The sequence below is a fragment of the Streptomyces sp. CT34 genome, assembly GCF_000805335.1.
In the GTDB taxonomy this organism is placed as follows: domain Bacteria; phylum Actinomycetota; class Actinomycetes; order Streptomycetales; family Streptomycetaceae; genus Streptomyces.
Map to the genome: position 1 here is coordinate 879,481 of NZ_KN708638.1, position 17,251 is coordinate 896,731.

Genomic DNA, 17,251 nt, shown 5'->3' on the forward strand with positions numbered 1-17,251 from the left:
ACTCCCGCGACGCCTTTGCGCGGTTTCTCGAAGGCAACCAGCGCAAGGCAACCGGCGCTTCGTCGCCGGTACGGCCGAGCACCCCGACCAGGACGCGACCCGCCGCGCCGAGGTCGCAGTGGCCCAGCGCTCCTTCGTCGTCCTGCTCGGGTGCTCCGACTCGCGGCCGGCCGCCGGGATCACCTTCGATAGTGGTCCGGGCGACCTGTACGTGGTTCGCACCGCCGGCCGTGTGAGGGCCGGCGTGACCCCCCGCTCCCCCGGCCACGCCGGCCTGCCGGGTCATCGTGCGCCTCCCTTCGTCTCCGCCGAGTACGCGGGAGTCATGGCGAAGTGGCAGGTCAGACAGGTGAGTTCGCGGGCCGGTCGGGACAGCGTCGACTGTCCGACACCGGCCAGGTGATGGCCGGGTTCCAGGGCGACATGGCAATGTCGCATGCAGACGCCGACACCGCAGTGGTGGCACACCCCCACGGCATCGACGACCTCCTCGGCCCATGCGCAGTCGAAGCACTTCATGGGACTCACCCGCCTCCCGCGTACCTGCGCGGACCTTTTCACGGATCGGAAAACTGTTGCGTGCGGCATTGGTTGCCCACGCAGAGGAATGTCCTGCCGCCGACCGGTCGCGGCGGCGGGTCAACCGCCGCGCCCTGTGCGGCGGCGCGCGGTGAGCCATGGCGTTGCGGAGGCGATCGCCATGGCCCCGGCCGCCCACAGCGCGGCCAGCGCTCTGGACCAGGCAGCCGACGGCGAGCAGTACCGCACTCACCGCCACCGCCGTCCAGGCCATCACCGCGGTGGCCCGGCGACGCAGTGCCAGGACCGGCCGCCGATGCCTGCGGAGGGTCTCGCCGAAGGTGCTGAGCAGCAGGGCGAGGTCGGGGTCCTCCGCCATGAAGCCCTGCTCGATCTCGGCGAGCACCCGTCGGTCACGCATGGGCAGCGTCACGCTCGCCTCCTTCCGGAGCCCGCGTCGCTTCCGGCCGGACCAGGCCCTGTCGTCGAACTCCCGCCTGCCGGCCGTCGCCCGGCACGCCGAGAGCGCGCACCGAACGCCGCCCGGCCCGCCCTTCGGGCGGACGACGGGAGTTTGACGACAGGACCTAGGCGGCCGACTTCCGACCGCCCTCGGCTCCCATCGCCATGCGTGTGCCGGCCAGCCCGAGGGCCAGGGTGACGGCCCCGATCCAGACGTTGTTCCAGATCAGTCCGGCACTCGCGCTGTGCCCGGCGGTCACGACCCAGGGGGAGATGACCAGCCAGACGCCGATCACCGCGCAGGTCCAGGTCAGCTGGTACATGCGCTCCGGTGCCCGGATCAGCCCGAGGCCGATCACGGCCAGCACCAGGCCGATGACGAGGTTGTTCACCGTCAGTTCGGGGCTCGTCGCGTGGAAGTGCACCACCCACGGCGAGATCGCCGCGTACATCCCGGTGAGGAGCACGATCCCGTCGAGGGCGGCAGCTTGGCGTCCGGAGACCAGCCGTGCGTAGCGCTCCCGCATCTCGGCAACGTCGGGATGGCTGGTGATGTCTGTGGTGTGGTGAGAGAGGTCCGACATTCGAATCGCTTCCCCTCGTATGCCTCGATTGACCTCAACTCCACCATATCATTGCACTCTGCAATAATGCAGGTGTGCGAGGCCGCGGTCACAGGTTCAGGACGATGGCTGCGCCGATGCCACCGAGGATGAGGGCGAAGGCCCCGTACCGCCAGCCGCCGTTGCGCCAGGGGAAGAAGTGGTCGAGGGAGAGGGCGCCGGGGCCGATGGTGGCCACACCGAGCACGACCAGAGCGATGACCAGGGGGTATTCGATGCCGCCTTCGGTCGACCACAGGCCGTTCGGCGAGGTGACCGTCATGGCGTTGATCAGTACGCCGATGAGTGCGGCGGCGGCCAATGGCGTCAGCAGCCCCACGGCCACACCCAGGCCGCCGAGCAGCTCGGAGGCGCCGGCGATGCCGGCGAAGATGGTGCCAGGGTGGTACCCGAGTGCCTCGAAGCCCTTGCCGGTGGCCTGGATCCCGTGGCCGCCGAACAGGCCGAACAGTTTCTGGGAGCCGTGGCCGGCCATCAGCAGGCCGACGGGCACTCGCATCAGCAGCACGCCCACGTCCGCGGGGCGCACGGCCGGTGGTGAAGGACCCGCCGCGGCGGTGCCATGGCGTGCGGTGGGGGTGGTTGGTTGTTCCATGGCGGGTTCACCTGCACTTCGGTGACGCCCGTTGGCGAACGCCGCGATCGGACGGGCGCCGGTGAGATGGGGCACGCAACGGGTGATGCGTACGCAGCGGGGATGGGACGGGCCCGCGCCCCGGCGAGGTGGTCCGGACCCTGGCCCGGCCCACCACACCACCGATACTTCTCCTTCTGCCTGGCAAGGTCCAGGGGGTAGCGGAAAATTCCGCTGGCGCTTTCGGGCTACGGCTGTTTCTCGGGTCGGCGGTCACCGGCCGCTTCGGAGCCGTCGCCTCCGTTTGCCGCGACGCGGGCGCGCAGCTCGACGCAGCACCGGCCGGCGTGCGGGGCGAGGACGGCGTCGGTGGAGTCGCTGCCCAGGCCCTTGAGGTAACCGGCCAGGAAGGCCCGGTTGATGTCGCAGACCAGCTCGGGAGCCTTGGCGGCCAGCGGGTGGAACGGGCAGTTGCGCAGCAGAACCAGGGTCGGGGTGCTGCGTTCGGGCTCGAACCCGAACGCGTCGAGCGTCTCGGTGGCGAGGCTGAGGCCGCGCTCGGCACCCAGCCGGCCGGGACGTGCCCGGACGCGTTCGGCGGCGCCGATGTTCCTGCCCCGTTCGCCGGCCACGCGCACCGCCGCGTCGTGCGCCGATTCACCGGGGGCCTCGCTGCGCACGGCCTCGGCGAGCAGGTCGGCCAGCAGCTGGAAGCGGCGTTCGGGGACGCTGACCTCGATCGCTTCGGCGGCAGGTTCGTAGAGCTTCGGGTGCCGGCCGACCTTGCGGATGCCGGGCGGTGAGGCGTAGTGGGCCCGCAGCAGTCCGGCCGCCACGAGTTTGTCCAGGTGGAAGGCAGCCAGCTTGCGGGAGATGCCCACGCTCGCGGCCACCTCCTCACGGGTGAGCGGGCGGTGTTCGCGCCGGATGACGTCGAACATCCGCCGCCGCAGTTCGTCACCCAGGACGGCCAGCGAGGTCAACGAAGCGTCATCGAGTCCCACACAGGCACGCTATCGCACAGATGCGTGGGCGTAACTACGTGCCGGGCGGGCGCTGCCGGTTCCCTTGACCTCCCCGCGAAATATCACCAACGATATTTGGTGAAATAGCTCAGGGAGGCCGCGATGGCTGCCATGCTCACCGACGGACAGCAACAGGCGAAGCGGCCGGTCAGCGCGCTGCTGACCGGCCCGTACGGGCACCCCTTCCACCCGATCCTGGTCACGGTGCCGATCGGGGCATGGGTGGCGAGCCTGGTCTTCGACATCGCCTCCCGCATCGCCTCCCGTCCCGGCTTCCTGGGCCCGGCGGCGATGTGGCTGATCACGCTCGGCGTCGGTCGGTGCGCTGGCAGCCGCGACCGTCGGGTTCCTCGACCTGTTCGCCATCCCCACCGGCACCCCGGCCTTCCGGACCGGTCTGCTGTACATGGCCCTGAATCTGGTCGTGACCTGCGCCTACGCCGGCAACTTCGGGTGGCGCCATGCGCAGCACACGAGCAGCGGCCCGGTGGGACCCGGGATGCTCACGCTCTCGGCCGTGAGTGTGGCCGTGCTCGCGGTGTCGGGGTTCCTCGGTGGCAGGCTCGCCTACCGCTACGGCTTCCGCGTGGCCGACGAAACCGCGCAGGCCGAGGGCTACCGAACCGCCGGCCGCCCGACCGGCACGGCCGGACCGGGTGCCCGACCCTGACCAACCGCCGCACCGGACAGCCCCGCCCGGTGCACCCGTCACGGTCTCGTCACTGTCTTCAGGAGGTCGGCATGAACATCGCCGCACTGATCACGTGGGTGGTGACCGCCCTCGGCGGCTTCTACCTCATCGGCACCTGGATCACCACGGTGGAGTCCGGCAGGACCGGGCCGGCCGGCTGCCCGTCCCCGTCGTCTTCGGCCACTTCCTGCTGGCCGCGGCCGGGCTCGTGGTCTGGATCGTCTACCTGGTGACCGACAACCGGGCGCTGGCCTGGACGGCCTTCGGACTGCTCGTCCCCGTGGCCCTGCTGGGCTTCACCCTGTTCGCCCGCTGGCTCCCCGCCCGCCGGGCCGCCGTCGGCGGCGATCAGGCGCCGCCGGAAGGCCACTTCCCGGTACCCGTCGTGGCGGCCCACGGAGTGCTCGCCGTGGCCACCGTCATCCTCGTCCTGCTGACCGCGCTGGGCATCGGAGGCAGCTGACGTGAGCCGCTCCCCGCACCGCACCAGCACCGGCACGGCCACCGCCGCCCTCGACAACGCCCCGGACGACCTCGTACGCCCCGCCGCGCTGCGGGTCGTGCACGCCACCGACGGGATCGATGGCGCTCATCGGACTGTCCCGCTGACCGCGAGGGGGCAGAGGGGACAGGAGCGTGTCCGTGTACGGTAGTTGAACCTCCGCTATGCGGCCCCCGGCTACGACGGCGTGGTCAGCGACTACTTCCTCGTACGCACCGCTCACTTCGCACCTCACGGCACGCTTTCCCACGACGCACTGTCGGCCGAGGACGTCGTCGGGCTGAAGTGGTGGCGGCACCAAGACGTCGCCGACCACGCGGTCCCGGCCTGTTCTCCCCGTGCGAACTCGCTACTCACGTGGGCGCGTTGACGACCTCGGCGCTCCCGGCCGACCCGCTGCCGCTCGGCCTGTGACGAACCCTGTGACCAGCACGGCCCGGCCCGGTTCTCCGCACCGGCGACGCGGCCTGCCCGGGTCGGGGGCCCACCCGGCCCGGCAGGCCGACCACCTCCACCGCTCCGGCCGGGGCCCTACAACACCCGGTCGACGCGCGGGAGGCGGCAGACCACATAGGCGACCGCCCAGCACGCCGGCAGAGCCAGGAGGGCGACCACGGCGAACTTGGCGACGGCCGGGGCCTGCAGCCAGCGGAAGGCGTACGCGAGCGCGACGAGCACGGGCGGGTGGAGGACGAAGACCGCGAAGGCGTGCCGGGAGAGGAACGCGGCCTTACGGCCCTGGCGGTTGAAGCGTTCGCGGAAGAGCACGGTCAGACCGATGATGATGCCCACCGCGAACGTCGACTCCCACACCGCGGCGACGAGTGACTGCCACGTTCCGTACCCGTACGTCGTGCTCTCCCCCACCATGGCGACGACGGGGATATAGGCGAGGGTCGCGGCGGACGCGACGGCGAATCCGAGGTAGCCCGCGCGGCGGGAGAAGGACTGCGGCCAGCCGCGGCGGTAGGCCAGGAGGCCGACAACGAAGAAGCTCACGTACTGCACCAGAAAGCCGGGGCTCGGCAGTCCGAGGAACCGGACATAGGTCCCGTTCGGTACGAGGATGCGCCAGAGGTAGGTGGCGAGGGCGAGCGCGGCGGTGAAAAGGACGATGCCGCGCGGCCTCGGCGCAGTCACCGTGGAGCCCGGAGACTGCGTCCGGATCGGCGTCGGCTCGTCGGTCGTCGCGCCGGGCGTTGCCGGGCGGCGGCGGGAACGGCGGCGTACCAGGGCGTAAAGCAGGACGAACACCAGGAGCACTTCGACGAACCACAGCGGGCCCGGGTCCCAACTCACCAGGTAGTAGAGCCAGTACGGGAGGGGCTCACCGTGTGCGGCGAGGACGGACCGCTGGTGGAAGTACCCGCCGAGGTCCGTGACGGGCCGGATCAGCAGCAGGAAGGCGAGGAGCGGGATGCCGAGGCGCTTCAGGCGGCCCCGGATGAAGCGACGCGGGCCCTTCCGGTCGTAGGGCGCCGGGGTGAAGTATCCGGCGATCATGAAGTAGAGGCCCAACCCGTACGACTGGTTCAAGATGATGTAGGCGTCCAGGAGCCGTCCGGACCCGTCCTTGGCGGGCTCGGTGTAGTACCAGATGGGGATGTTGCTGTAGGTGACGGCCGCGTGGCCCACCACCAGCAGAGCCACCAGGATGATGCGCAGGTTGTCGACGTAGTACACGCGTAAGCGCGTGGGCCCCGCGGCGCCGGCGGGCGCAGCCGTGCGCTCTGCATCGTGTGCCATCGAAATTCCCCAGTTCCATGTGTGTTTTCAGGGGCCGGGCCGGCTGTCCGCTCGGGTCGCATGCCAGAACAGGTCGGCGAGTTCGCGAGCGTGGGCCGTCAGGTCGTGGTCGGGATGCGTGATCCAGTAGCCGAACATGTCGTCGATGCCGGCCTGAAGGGTGACGACCATGACGCGGGTGTCGAACGGCCGTAGCTCGCCTCGCAGTTGCCCCTCGCGGAAGACCGCTTCCACGCGGGTGTAGATCCGCTCGCTGGAGGCGATGCCGTATCGCAGATTGCCGTCACCGGTCCGGAAGTGGGTGAATATCTCACCGAGCGCGGCGAGTTGGATCCGGTGGCCGGACATGTACTCGGCCACCGAACCGGCATAGACGCGCAGCCAGTCGGCCGTTCCGGTCTGCCCTGCGAGCCGGGACGCCACGAAGGCTTCGAGACCTTCGTGGACCTGCTCAGCGGTCCGCTCGATCAACTCGTTCTTGCCGGCGAAGTGATACGAGATCACGCCCTTGCTGACGCCGGCCCGCTCGGCTATCTGCGCCATGGAGGCCTTCGCGAACCCCCGTGCCGCAATGACGTCGATGGCGGCTTCGATGATCTGGGCACGGCGCACCTTCTCGATGAGAGAGCGCTCCGAGTCCGATATCGCCGCCCCGCTCTCCACGTGGCCGGACTGGCCACTTGGATTATTTTCTGACCGCATGGCCGGAAATTTAGCCGACCGGCCAGTCGATGTCGAGCGAATCTCCGACGACGGCGGGGCGCGGCCCGCGCGGCGCGGGCTGAGCGGCAGTCAGGAGCCGGTACGCGGTGGGCGCGGGAGAGGGCTGAGCACCTGCCACAGCGGGGCGTGCGCGGGTCGCCGCGACGGCCGGCGAGCGGGACGCCGGAGCCGTGTCATCAGCCACGCCCTGCCGCAAGCCCGGTCACCTCCCTGTCCAGCCTGAACCGGGCCGCGGTGTGTGGCAGTTGCACAGGGTTGGCCCGTATCCCACCCCTCGCCGGATTCGGTGGCGCGGTCGACGACCCGCTGCCGGCGGTCCGGGCGACGTGCTGCCGGTCGGGGTCGATGACGCCGGCGGGCACGGACCGGTCGGCCGCCGCCGGCCGGGGCAGGCATCACTGCCGCTGGCGCGCGGCGTCGACGAGGAGGCGGACGGCGGCAGGGGGGAGATCCAGGTGGTGGCAGATCCAGGGCGCGTCGTGGCCGTGGTGGACGAGGATCCAGGCCGTCTGGAGCTGACTCAGGTCGGGGGCGTCGGGGGCCCGCAGCAAGGGGCGAAGCTCTTCCATGGGGAAGCCTTCGAGGGCGTCCGCGCCGAACCACCCGTCGGGTCCCGCCTCCGGCAGCGCGGGGTGGTGGACCTCCCTGGCCGGTGTGTGCCGGCGGCGCCATACGGCGGCGAAGAGCAGGAGGGCCGCCAGGGCACCGCCGAGGAGCCCGGCGCTGATGACCGGGCGCCCGTCGGGCGGCGCGAGGCGCAGCACCGCCACCTCGGCGGCGCCCACGGCGATGACCAGCAGCGTCGCGGCGATCTCGGGGCTCCAGCGGCGCGGTGCGGCACCCCTGTCCGGGACGCCGCGGCCCCGTGCGGTCCTCATCGCGGCCATAGGGACCTCCCTCTCCTCCATGGTGGACCGGCAGGGGGCAGGCAGCGTGCGGTGGCGGGCGGGCGTCGGGGCCGGAGCGGATGCCCCGCCGTACGGCATTCGGTCATTTCGGGCGCATACCGTGGTAAGGAGATGTGGGAGGTGTCCGAGTGACCGGATTTCCGCTTCGTGACCGCATCGCGGTGGGTGCTGCCGTAGTCGTCCCCCTGCTGATCGCGCTGGTACTGGTGCCGTTCCGCGACAGCCTGTCGAGCACGAACATGGCACTGATCTTCGTCGTGGCCGTGGTGGCGATCGCGGCCAACGGGAGCCGGGTGGCGGGCGCGGTGTCGGCACTGTCCGCGGCGGCCTGGTTCGACTTCTTCCTCACCCCGCCGTACGAGAGCTTCAGCATCGACCGTGCCGAAGATGTCACGACCTCGATTCTGCTGGTGCTGGTGGGGCTGGCGGTCTCCCAGCTGGCCGCCCGGGCCCGGCGGCTCCAGGTGGTCGTCGTCACCGACGCCGCGCAGCTGCGCCGGATCCACGAGACCACCGAGCTGGCACAGGCGGCGCCGTCGGCGGAGGCGGTGGTCGACCACGTCAGGCGCGAGCTGGTCGAGCTTCTGGGGCTGCGGGCGTGCCGCTTCGAGTACGGGACGCTGCTCGGCCACCCGCCCCGGCTGGAACAGGACGGCAGTGTGACCGTGGGCCGCAGGAAATGGGATGTCGACGAGCACGGCTGGCCGCCGGAGGAGATCGAGTTGCGGGCGATCGGCAACGGCCGCTACCAGGGCAGGTTCATGCTCCAGCCCTCCCCCGACGCCCGGCCGACGCTCCAGGCCCGGCTCGTCGCGGTCACTCTCGCCGACCAGGCCGGCGCCGCCCTGAACACCGCCGGCCGCGGCACCCCTGAGCAATGACCCACCGGACGATGGCGTATCGAGCGCGCCGGCGCGGACTTCGGCGTCCCGCCTCGTCCGACGACCGGTGGCGCCTCCCCGCCCGGCCGCTCACCCCACTCCCCCGAGCTGGACGGCCTTGACCAGCAGGAGCAGGGCGGCGACCACCAGATAACCGCGGAGCAGGCCCATGCCGAGCTTCAGTCCGGGTGACCAGACGACCGGTTCGAGGAGGGTCAGCGGCGGCATGCGCCAACTCTCCCGGTCGGCGCGCGGGATCCGGGGAATGTCCGCGGTGGCGGCGGCACGGCGCCTGTGGACGGTACGGAGCCAGGCGCCGGCCGCGAGGAGCCCCACGGCGAGGAGGACGCTGAGCCACAGGGCGACCCGGGCGGTGTCCAGGGCCGGGAAGAGCGTGGTGGCGACCAGGATGCCGGAGAGCATGAGCAGCACCGCGATGATCACGGAGGCCAGGACGTTGAGCCAGCGCGGATTGGTCCACGGGCCCAGCACCGCCCGGTCGTTGCACAGCAGCAGCAGGAAGACGCTCGCGGACGGCAGCAGCAGTCCGGCCAGGGCCTGGACGCCCGTGGTGATCAGGCCCAGCGGGGCGCCGGGGATCAGCACCACGGCGGCGGCGACCAGGACCATGCCGGTGTAGCTGGCGTAGAACGCCTTGGCCTCGCCGAAGCTCCGGTGCAGGGAGTGGCGCAGGTTGAACACGTCGCCGAAGGCGTAGCTGGTGGCCAGGGTGACCGCGGCGGCCCCGATGATCGAGGCGTCCAGCAGGACGACGGCGAACAGCGCCCCCAGGACGCGGCTGTGGTCGGCCAGCGCGGTGGCGATGCCCAGCGCGTCCGTGAAGTGGCCGGCCGCGGCGGTACCGCGGACCGCGTAGTCGGCGACGATGACGATCGCGATCGCGCCGCCGACCACGACCAGGGAACCCAGCACGGTGTCCGCGCGCTCATGGCCGATGAAGCGCGGGGTGATCCGCTTGTCGATGATGTTGGACTGCTGGAAGAACAGCTGCCAGGGGGCGACCGTGGTGCCCACGATCGCGATGATCAGCAGCACCGCGTTCGACGAGACGCCGCCCTGCACACCGGGCACGAACAGGTGGTACGCGGCGGATCCGTAGCGCGGATGGGACAGCAGGGCCAGCGGCACCAGCAGCAGGCTGGCGGCGATGAACGCGAGCATCGCCCGCTCCCAGCGGCGGAAACTCCCGCTGGCGGTGATCGCCACCAGCAGGAGCGCGGCGACCGGCACGGCGATGTACTTGCTGACCCCGAAGTAGCCCAGGGCCAGCGAGACCCCGATGAACTCGGTGACGATGGTGAGGAAGTTGAGCACGAACAGATCCGCGACGCTGAACCAGCCCCAGAATCTGCCGAACCGCTCCAGGATCAGCCGGGCGTGCCCGACTCCGGTGACGGCTCCGAGCCGGACCACCATCTCCTGGTTGACGATCAGCACCGGAACGAGCAGCAGCAGCACCCACAGCAGGCTGTAACCGTGGTTCTGGCCGGCCTGGGCGTAGGTGGAGACGCCCCCGGCGTCGTTGTCCCCGACCATGACGACCAGGCCGGGGCCGACGATCGCCAGGAAGGTGAGCAGCCGGCGCTTGAGGCTGCGGCCGGAGTCCGCCTCGTCGAGCCGGATGCGCCCCAGGGCGCCTTCGATGGCTCCCTCGGGGGCAGCGGCCGGGTGGACCGGCGGCGGCCGGTGGCGTGCCGATGAGGCTTTCGGGGGGCCTGCGGGCGCGGCCGGCGGCCCCGCCCGCAGGCCGGGCGGCGGGGTCCCGGGCCGCTGCGGCGGCTTCGGCGGGGGCGCAGCAGCCGGTGGCCGGTGCCGCTCCGGCGGGGAGGCCGGTGCGGGGGCCCGCGGCTGCTCCGGCCGCGGGGTCGGCTCGGGCGTCCGCGGGGGCCGGTCGGGCGGCAGGTCGGGCGGCCGGTGCTCGCCGCTCACGGCGACCGTTCCTGGTGCCGGGGGGCGCTCGTGGCCCGGTGGGCGTCGGGCGGCGGGGCGACCTCCCGGCGCCGCCAGTCCTCCGGCAGCATCGCTTCGAGGACGTCGTCGACGGTGATGAGGCCCAGCAGCACCCCGTCCTCGTCCACGACGGGCAGGGTGATCAGGTTGTAGTCCGTCATCAGCAGCGCGACATCCACCAGGTCGGTGTCGGGTCCCACGCGTACCGGGTCCGGTTCGCTGACCTCGTGCAGCCGGGCGTCCGGGTCGGCCTGGAGAAGCGCCACCAGCCGGGCCGACGCGGTCAGCCGCCCCTCGTCGTCCGTCGTGTACGCGCTGGTCAGCGCCTCGGGTTGGAGCCGGCGGGAGTCCCGTACGGCCGTCAGGACGTCGGCGACGCGGGTCGTACCCGGCACCGCCAGGTAGTCCATGCCCATCAGCCCGCCCGCGCTGTCGGCGTTGAAGCCCATCAGCGTCAGCACCTTGGCGCGCTGCCCGGCCGGCAGCCGCTCCAGCACCAGGCGGCGGCGCCCCTGCGGCAGGGCGCCGATCGCGGCGGCCGCGTCATCGGCGCGCATCCGAGCGAGCACCGCGGCGATCTCCTCGTCGGTACGGGCGCCGAGAAGGCGGGTGGCCAGGTCCTCCTCCAGCTCCTCGAAGACGTCGGCCTCCAGTTCCGGGTCCTGGTGGACGTGCCCGAGGATCTCGCTCTCCTCGTCCTTCGACGCCTCTTCGAGCAGGTCGGCGATCTCCGCCGGCCGCAGACCCCGGATCCGTACCGACGGGCGCCGCACCAGCGCGCTGCGGCGATGCCCGATCAGCGGCTCGAACCCCTTCCAGTCCCGGCACCGGTGCTCGTGCGGGTGCTCCCCGAAGACCCACAGGAGCCGGCGCGGCCGGTGGGTGTCGACGCGGAACAGCAGCCACTGCCCGTTGCGGTACGCCAGTTCCACGTCCGAGGCGCGTACCAGCCGGGCCTCCGCCACGTCGATCAGCCGGTGGCCGAGCACATCGGCGCGGAGCAGCACCTCCCCCTCGCGCCGTACGAACGGCCGGAGATCCACCTTGGCGCTCGCCAACCGGACGAGCCCGCCCCCGTCGAAGGCGTCCACCTGCTCGACGGGAACGAACAGCTCGCGCCCGCCGACCCCGGCCACCAGCCCGGTGACGATCGGGTAGTCCGCGCCGCGCAGCCGCACGATCACATCGGCCAGCCGCCCCAGCACCCGGCCGCCCCGGTCCGCCACCGGCCGCTTGACCAGCGCGGACAGGTGCAGCACCGGCGCCCGCTCCTCAGGTGCCGGGGGTCTCGACGAAGACGGACTGACGGCCATCGCTCTGCCCTACCGGGGTGTACGGGATCTACCGAGGTGTACGGAATCGATCGTGCCGGCGCCACCGCCGCTGCCGGGAGCTACCGGACGACCGCCGCTGCCCTTTCTCATGTCTCACGCAAACTGCCGCATTTCCTGAGAAATGCCACATGGACAACGTATCTCCCGGGCGACGCCTCCCGGGGTCGGCGGGGCTCGGATGGCGCCCTCAGGTCATGCGCTCGGGTCGTGGGCCCGGGTCATGGCGTCGGCCTCACGCCATCGACATCCAGCAGGCGAACGGCTCCCGTACGTCCTGCGGCGCTTCGGCCAGGGCCGCGGGTTCGGGGTCGGCGGCGGTGACGTGAGGAAGATGGACGACGATGTCGAAGGACGCCGGCGGGCTCTGGTCGGCGTAGTACGTGCCGTAGCGCTGCTGGGAGGCGCTGCGCACGGCGGCCGTGTCGGCCGCGGACAGCCGGCGCAGGTCGACGGCGAAGGGGCCGCGGTGGGCGGCGTTCATCAGCGCGTCGAGGCTGCCGGGCCGGGGCGCCTCCTCCAGGTCGGCGAAGAGGGTGCCGGTGTAGAAGTCGGGCGCCGTGTTGAGGGTCTGCCCGGTCCCCGTCGTCGTGCCGATGACCAGGTAGTCCGAGCCCAGCCGGTCGGCCAGATGCGCGCCCGCCATCGGCATGACGGGCATACCGGGCATGGTGTGCGGGGCGCGCTGCACATGTCCGTTGTGGGCGGCGAGGACGATCCGGTCCTCGCGCTCCAGCACCCACTCGACGGTGTCCGCGAGCGTGGCATCGCGGATGAGGGACATCGCGTCCCGGTTTCCGCGGGCGATCTCGCGGAGCATCGCATCGAGGGTGACCGTGACGCGCAGCGCGTGCCGCGCCCGCGCAAAGGCGTCTGCGGAGGTGCGCCCTACGTAGGCCAGACGCCGGCTCGTCAGGTGCGCCATCAGGTCGGCGAGGCCGGCGGTCAGCGCGTTGCGGCGTTCCGGGGCGAGGTCCCCGTAGGCGGCGATGGCCGCGGGCGCGGCGAAGGCGGAGGGCACCGAGAAGGCGGCGGCGGTCTCCCGGAGGGCCGGGTCGACCGGGAACTCGGGGTCGGCCAGCGCGAGGTAGGCGATCACGGCGTCGAGGCCGGGCAGCAGGGAGACCATCGAGCCGGGCATGTCGATCCCGTAGAAGCCGACCGGATGCGCGGCCGAGCGGTTGTGCCGCCGCATCCACTCCAGGTGGGCCCGCATCGGCGCCCAGGCTCCCATCAGCGACGTCATGCCGTTCGCCATGACGTGGCCGAGCCGTTCGGCGCCGGCGTCGCCTTCGCCGCGGACCCAGTTGTCGACCAGCGTCCCTTCGACGAACCCGGATTCCATCGCGTAGGCGCTGAACCCGTGCCGCTCCACCAGGTAGCGCAGCAGCCGGTGGCGGAGCTGGAAGAACTCCCGGTTGTAGTGGGCGCTCTCACCGATCGCCACCACGCGGGCGTCGCCGATCGCCCGGTCCAGCCATTCCAGATCGTCCAGCGGCTCCGCCGGGTCCAGCGTCCGCAGCGGCAGCACCGCTTCGTCGCTCAACTGGGCGGATGCCATGGGGGTGTTGGTGGTCACGTCAAGCCTCTCTCAAGCCGGTCCTGCGCAGTACCAAGTTTGGGAACGGTACCAAATATGGGATCACCGAGGGGCGGACACGCTGGAACTTCCGCCGCACCCGCTACGGCCACACATCGGGCACGGCGCCGCGGAGCCGGCGACCACGGCCCCAACTCGGCGCGTACGGCGGGGAAAACGGGATGCGGTGGGGCCTCAACGGTGGTTGGGTTCCGGCGGTATGGACGGTGTGCGGGTCAGACCGATGCGCGAGGACGACCTTCCCTTCACGGAACGGGCGTCGGCGGCGACGTTCCTCGAGGCCGATCGCGCCACCCGGAGAGTCAGCGATCCACAGCCGGAGCCGCGTTCGGCGACCGCCGCGCGGCAGTGGGTCGAGCGGATGCGCTTCCTTCTGCGCGTGGATCCCGGCGGGTGCTGGGTAGCGGTCGACAGCCGCCAACAATCCGGCGACGTCGTGGGGTTCGCGATCTCACAGAACCGGGAGCGCCTGTGGTATCTCGCGACCTACGGCGTGCTGCCGAGCCATCAGGGGCAGGGTATCGGCAAGCGTCTCATGGACGCCGCGCTCGCCCATGCCGAGGGGCGCGCGGGCATCTTCTTCTCCAGCGCCCACCCGGGCGCCACCCGGCGGTACCGGCTCGCCGGTTTCTCGCTCCATCCGCAGATGCGGATGGTGGGCACCGTCGACCGCTCCACGCTCCCCGCGGTCGACGGCCTCAGGGAGGGCAGGGCCGACGACGTCGAGTGGATGGACGCGTTGGACCGGCGGCTGCGCGTCGCGGGCCACGGGCCCGACCACGGGTATCTGCTCGACAGCCTGCGGCTGATGGTGTCCCGGGACCGGAGAAAGCCGGGGTACGTCTACATCGACGACCGAGGACGGGCGTCGCTGCTGGCCGCCGCGCATCCGGAGACCGCACAGCGGCTGCTGTGGGAAGCACTCGCCGCCTCACAGGGCAGGACTCTGGTCAACTGCATCACCGCGTCCAACGAGTGGGCGATCGATGTGGGGCTCGCCGCCCGTCTCGACATCGGGCAGGAGGGCTATCTCGCCGTACGCGGCATGGCCGTCCCCGCCAACTACCTGGCCGGCGGGCACTTTCTCTGAAACGGAGAACTCTGCCGCGGAAACCTCCGCTCGGCAACTCCCGTCCGAACTCCGGCCCGCTCCGCCGGAGAAACAGAAAAACCCCGACCAATTCACGGTCGAGGTTTGACAACTGGGGCTTTTCTCTGCGCATATTGGGCGTTTTCATGCCGCAAGAGAAGCATACGTCAAAGAATCCCACATTCACTTACTGCAGCACAGAATATTCGAGTGGAGCTGAATTGTCAAACGAGGAATTGCGGAAGGAGCAGGAATTCGTGGACCTGCTCCACGAACGCCTCGACACCCTGCGGTCCGGGGCGCGTTCGGCCATGGCCGAGGCCCTGCCGCAGGGCGGCGGGACGTTCCAGGCGCGCCTGGAGCGCGATGTGATGGTCGCCGAACAGGCCGAGTTGCTGGCGGGTTTCGAGGCCGGGGAACACGGGCTGTGCTTCGGGCGGCTGGCATTCCGGGACGGTCGCGACCACCACATCGGCCGGATCGGTATCCGGCGGGACGACGCCGACCGCACTCCGCTGGTCATCGACTGGCGGGCCGATGTCGCCCGGCCGTTCTACCTCGCCACCGGGCACACCCCCATGGGCCTGCGGCGCAGGCGCCATCTGACCACGCACGGCCGGCGGGTGACCGCGCTGCACGACGAGATCCTGGACCTCGCCGACGCCCAACGCACCGGCCACGAAGGCGCGGACGCGGACGCGATCCTGCTGGCGTCGCTGGACGCGGCGCGCACCGGCCGGATGCACGACATCGTGCAGACCATCCAGGCCGACCAGGACCGCATCATCCGCGCCCCGCACCACGGCGTCCTCGTCGTGGAGGGCGGCCCCGGCACCGGCAAGACCGTCGTGGCGCTGCACCGGGCCGCGTATCTGCTGTACGCGCACCGTGCCCAACTCGCCCGCCGCGCCGTGCTGATCGTCGGCCCCAACCCGGCGTTCCTCGGCTATATCGGCCAGGTGCTGCCCTCGCTCGGCGAAACCGGCGTGCTGCTGGCGACGCCCGGTGAGCTGTTCCCGGGCGTGACCGCGACCGGCACCGACACCCCCCGCGCCGCCGAGGTCAAGGGCGGCGCGGCGATGGCGGACGCCCTGGCGCGGTTCGTCGCCGACCGGCAGACGCTGCCCGAGCCCACCCTCGTCGTCGACCACGAGGACGGCGAACTGCACCTCGACGCGGCGATCGCGGACGAGGCCCGGCGGCGCGCGCGGGCGACCCTGCTGCCGCACAACCTCGCGCGCCCGCACTTCGCGTTCCATGTCATCGACGCGCTCACCGCGCAGCTCACCGAACGGATCGGCGCCGACCCCTACGGCGGCCCGAACCTGCTGGGCCCGGACGACATCGCCCAGCTCGGCAAGGCCATCGCCACCAGCGGCGAGGTCCACCGTGCCATCGAGGAGCTGTGGCCGGCCCTCACCCCGCGGCAGTTGGTCGCCGACTTCCTCGCCGAGCCGGTGCACCTCCCCGACGCCGACGCGGACGCGATCCGGCGTTCCGGAGGGGCGTGGACCCCGGCGGACGTTCCGCTGCTGGACGAGGCGGCCGAACTCCTGGGCGAGGACGACTCGGCGGCGCGGGCCGCCGCCGAGGCCGAGCGCCAGGAGCTGATCACGTATGCGCAGGGCGTGCTCGACCTGTCGTACGGGTCGCGTACCCAGGAGTTCGAGGACCGGGACGACGAGGATTCCGAGGTGCTGGCCGCGCACGACCTGATCGACGCGGACCGGCTCGCCGAGCGGCAGGAGGAGGCCGACCACCGCACCGCCGCGGAACGCGCCGCCGCCGATCGCACCTGGGCCTTCGGCCACATCATCGTCGACGAGGCACAGGAGTTGTCCGCCATGATGTGGCGGCTGCTGATGCGCCGTTGCCCGACGCGTTCGATGACGCTGGTGGGCGATCCGGCGCAGACCTCGGAGCCGGGCGGCTGCGGCGCCTGGGAGGCCATCCTCGCGCCCTACGTCGACGACCGCTGGGAACACGTCAGGCTCGCCGTCAACTACCGTACGCCGAGCGAGGTCATGGAGGTCGCGGCACGGGTGCCGCGGGCCGCGGACCCGTCGTTCATACCGCCCCGGTCGATCCGCGCCACCGGTGTCCGCCCGTGGGCGCACCGCGCGAAGGACCTGCCGCGAGCGGTCGCGGAGGCGGTGGCCCGCGAGACCGGGCACGGTGCCGGGCAGGGGCGGCTCGCCGTGATCGCACCTCGGGCGCGGTGTGCGGCGCTGGCCGCCGCCCTGCCGGCGGCGTCCGCCGGCCCCGCTCCGGACCTGACCCGCCCGGTCGTGATCCTCGATCCTCGGCAGGCGAAGGGGCTGGAGTTCGACACCGTACTGGTGGTGGAACCGGCCGAGTTCGGGGCGAGCGATCTGTATGTGGCGCTCACCCGGGCGACGCAGCACCTGGGCGTGCTGCACACGGGGGCGCTGCCGCGGAGCCTGGCCGAACTGGCCGAACCGGCCGAACCGGACGGCGCGGCCGAGCCGGCCACCGGGGCGGCCGGCTGACCGGAGCGGGACGCGATGACGTGGCGCGGGCTGTCGCGGTACGAGCGCGCAGCGGCAGCCCGCGCCCGGCATCTGTCAACGGGGAGTGGGCAGTT

The 17,251-nt window shown here is 71.7% G+C and carries 17 protein-coding genes and 2 pseudogenes; 9 read left to right on the forward strand and 10 right to left on the reverse strand.

Annotated elements, in window-relative coordinates; genetic code table 11:
• Positions 1 to 46: 46 nt before the first annotated feature.
• Positions 47 to 235 (forward strand): annotated as a pseudogene (locus tag RZ84_RS40525) (carbonic anhydrase); the annotation flags it as partial.
• A gap of 47 nt (positions 236 to 282) precedes the next feature.
• On the opposite strand, the gene RZ84_RS40530 reads toward RZ84_RS40525, so the two are convergent.
• The 4 genes from RZ84_RS40530 to RZ84_RS03945 form a co-directional block, all read right to left on the reverse strand.
• Positions 283 to 519 (reverse strand): DUF2180 family protein, encoded by a 237-nt coding sequence (locus tag RZ84_RS40530; RefSeq protein ID WP_107068068.1) that lies wholly within the window; start codon positions 517 to 519, stop codon positions 283 to 285.
• A gap of 587 nt (positions 520 to 1,106) precedes the next feature.
• A complete protein-coding gene (locus RZ84_RS03935) occupies positions 1,107 to 1,565 on the reverse strand; it encodes an SPW repeat protein (RefSeq protein ID WP_043263105.1) in 459 nt (152 codons plus the stop codon).
• A gap of 88 nt (positions 1,566 to 1,653) precedes the next feature.
• A complete protein-coding gene (locus RZ84_RS03940; protein ID WP_241778008.1) occupies positions 1,654 to 2,103 on the reverse strand; it encodes a DoxX family protein in 450 nt (149 codons plus the stop codon).
• 323 nt (positions 2,104 to 2,426) lie between these two features.
• The gene (locus tag RZ84_RS03945) at positions 2,427 to 3,182 is read right to left on the reverse strand and encodes a helix-turn-helix transcriptional regulator (RefSeq protein ID WP_043263107.1); all 756 of its coding nucleotides are present in this window, start codon (positions 3,180 to 3,182) and stop codon (positions 2,427 to 2,429) included.
• Between the two features lie 132 nt (positions 3,183 to 3,314).
• On the opposite strand from RZ84_RS03945, the pseudogene RZ84_RS42460 reads away from it, so the two are divergent.
• The 5 genes and pseudogenes from RZ84_RS42460 to RZ84_RS03965 all read left to right on the forward strand — a co-directional run.
• Positions 3,315 to 3,452, forward strand: a pseudogene (locus RZ84_RS42460) (DUF2231 domain-containing protein); the annotation flags it as partial.
• A 115-nt stretch (positions 3,453 to 3,567) separates the two neighbouring features.
• On the forward strand, positions 3,568 to 3,873 hold the full coding sequence (locus RZ84_RS40540) for a DUF2231 domain-containing protein (protein ID WP_241778009.1): 306 nt from the start codon (positions 3,568 to 3,570) through the stop codon (positions 3,871 to 3,873).
• A 94-nt stretch (positions 3,874 to 3,967) separates the two neighbouring features.
• Positions 3,968 to 4,357 carry a hypothetical protein gene (locus tag RZ84_RS03955; RefSeq protein WP_241777557.1) on the forward strand — a complete coding sequence of 130 codons (390 nt, stop codon included), beginning with the start codon at positions 3,968 to 3,970 and terminating at the stop codon, positions 4,355 to 4,357.
• A gap of 1 nt (position 4,358) precedes the next feature.
• Positions 4,359 to 4,547, forward strand: a complete 189-nt coding sequence (locus tag RZ84_RS03960; protein WP_043263108.1) for a hypothetical protein — start codon at positions 4,359 to 4,361, stop codon at positions 4,545 to 4,547.
• On the forward strand, positions 4,548 to 4,766 hold the full coding sequence (locus RZ84_RS03965) for a hypothetical protein (protein WP_052229766.1): 219 nt from the start codon (positions 4,548 to 4,550) through the stop codon (positions 4,764 to 4,766).
• A gap of 161 nt (positions 4,767 to 4,927) precedes the next feature.
• Here the strand turns inward: RZ84_RS03965 and RZ84_RS03970 are convergent, their stop codons facing one another.
• The 3 genes from RZ84_RS03970 to RZ84_RS03980 form a co-directional block, all read right to left on the reverse strand.
• Complete coding sequence (locus RZ84_RS03970) at positions 4,928 to 6,142, reverse strand: acyltransferase family protein (RefSeq protein ID WP_043263109.1); 1,215 nt, start codon at positions 6,140 to 6,142, stop codon at positions 4,928 to 4,930.
• A gap of 27 nt (positions 6,143 to 6,169) precedes the next feature.
• On the reverse strand, positions 6,170 to 6,844 hold the full coding sequence (locus RZ84_RS03975; protein WP_043263110.1) for a TetR/AcrR family transcriptional regulator: 675 nt from the start codon (positions 6,842 to 6,844) through the stop codon (positions 6,170 to 6,172).
• A 416-nt stretch (positions 6,845 to 7,260) separates the two neighbouring features.
• The gene (locus tag RZ84_RS03980; RefSeq protein WP_241777558.1) at positions 7,261 to 7,752 is read right to left on the reverse strand and encodes a hypothetical protein; all 492 of its coding nucleotides are present in this window, start codon (positions 7,750 to 7,752) and stop codon (positions 7,261 to 7,263) included.
• Positions 7,753 to 7,934: 182 nt separating this feature from the next.
• On the opposite strand from RZ84_RS03980, the gene RZ84_RS03985 reads away from it, so the two are divergent.
• Positions 7,935 to 8,654, forward strand: a complete 720-nt coding sequence (locus RZ84_RS03985) for a DUF4118 domain-containing protein (RefSeq protein WP_241777559.1) — start codon at positions 7,935 to 7,937, stop codon at positions 8,652 to 8,654.
• Between the two features lie 90 nt (positions 8,655 to 8,744).
• On the opposite strand, the gene RZ84_RS03990 is transcribed toward RZ84_RS03985, so the two are convergent.
• The 3 genes from RZ84_RS03990 to RZ84_RS04000 all read right to left on the reverse strand — a co-directional run bounded on the left by RZ84_RS03990 (position 8,745) and on the right by RZ84_RS04000 (position 13,535).
• Positions 8,745 to 10,604, reverse strand: coding sequence for an NRAMP family divalent metal transporter (locus RZ84_RS03990; protein WP_241777560.1), 1,860 nt, complete (start codon positions 10,602 to 10,604; stop codon positions 8,745 to 8,747).
• Entirely contained in the window at positions 10,601 to 11,884 is a 1,284-nt protein-coding gene (locus tag RZ84_RS03995) for a magnesium transporter MgtE N-terminal domain-containing protein (RefSeq protein WP_241777561.1), read from the reverse strand. Before RZ84_RS03995 ends, RZ84_RS03990 begins: the two co-directional genes overlap by 4 nt.
• A gap of 307 nt (positions 11,885 to 12,191) precedes the next feature.
• Positions 12,192 to 13,535 carry an erythromycin esterase family protein gene (locus RZ84_RS04000; RefSeq protein ID WP_052229767.1) on the reverse strand — a complete coding sequence of 448 codons (1,344 nt, stop codon included), beginning with the start codon at positions 13,533 to 13,535 and terminating at the stop codon, positions 12,192 to 12,194.
• Between the two features lie 244 nt (positions 13,536 to 13,779).
• On the opposite strand from RZ84_RS04000, the gene RZ84_RS04005 reads away from it, so the two are divergent.
• Together RZ84_RS04005 and RZ84_RS04010 are read left to right on the forward strand one after the other, a co-directional pair.
• Entirely contained in the window at positions 13,780 to 14,646 is an 867-nt protein-coding gene (locus RZ84_RS04005) for a GNAT family N-acetyltransferase (RefSeq protein WP_078894539.1), read from the forward strand.
• A 236-nt stretch (positions 14,647 to 14,882) separates the two neighbouring features.
• The gene (locus RZ84_RS04010; protein WP_052229768.1) at positions 14,883 to 17,156 is read left to right on the forward strand and encodes a HelD family protein; all 2,274 of its coding nucleotides are present in this window, start codon (positions 14,883 to 14,885) and stop codon (positions 17,154 to 17,156) included.
• Positions 17,157 to 17,251: the final 95 nt, after the last annotated feature.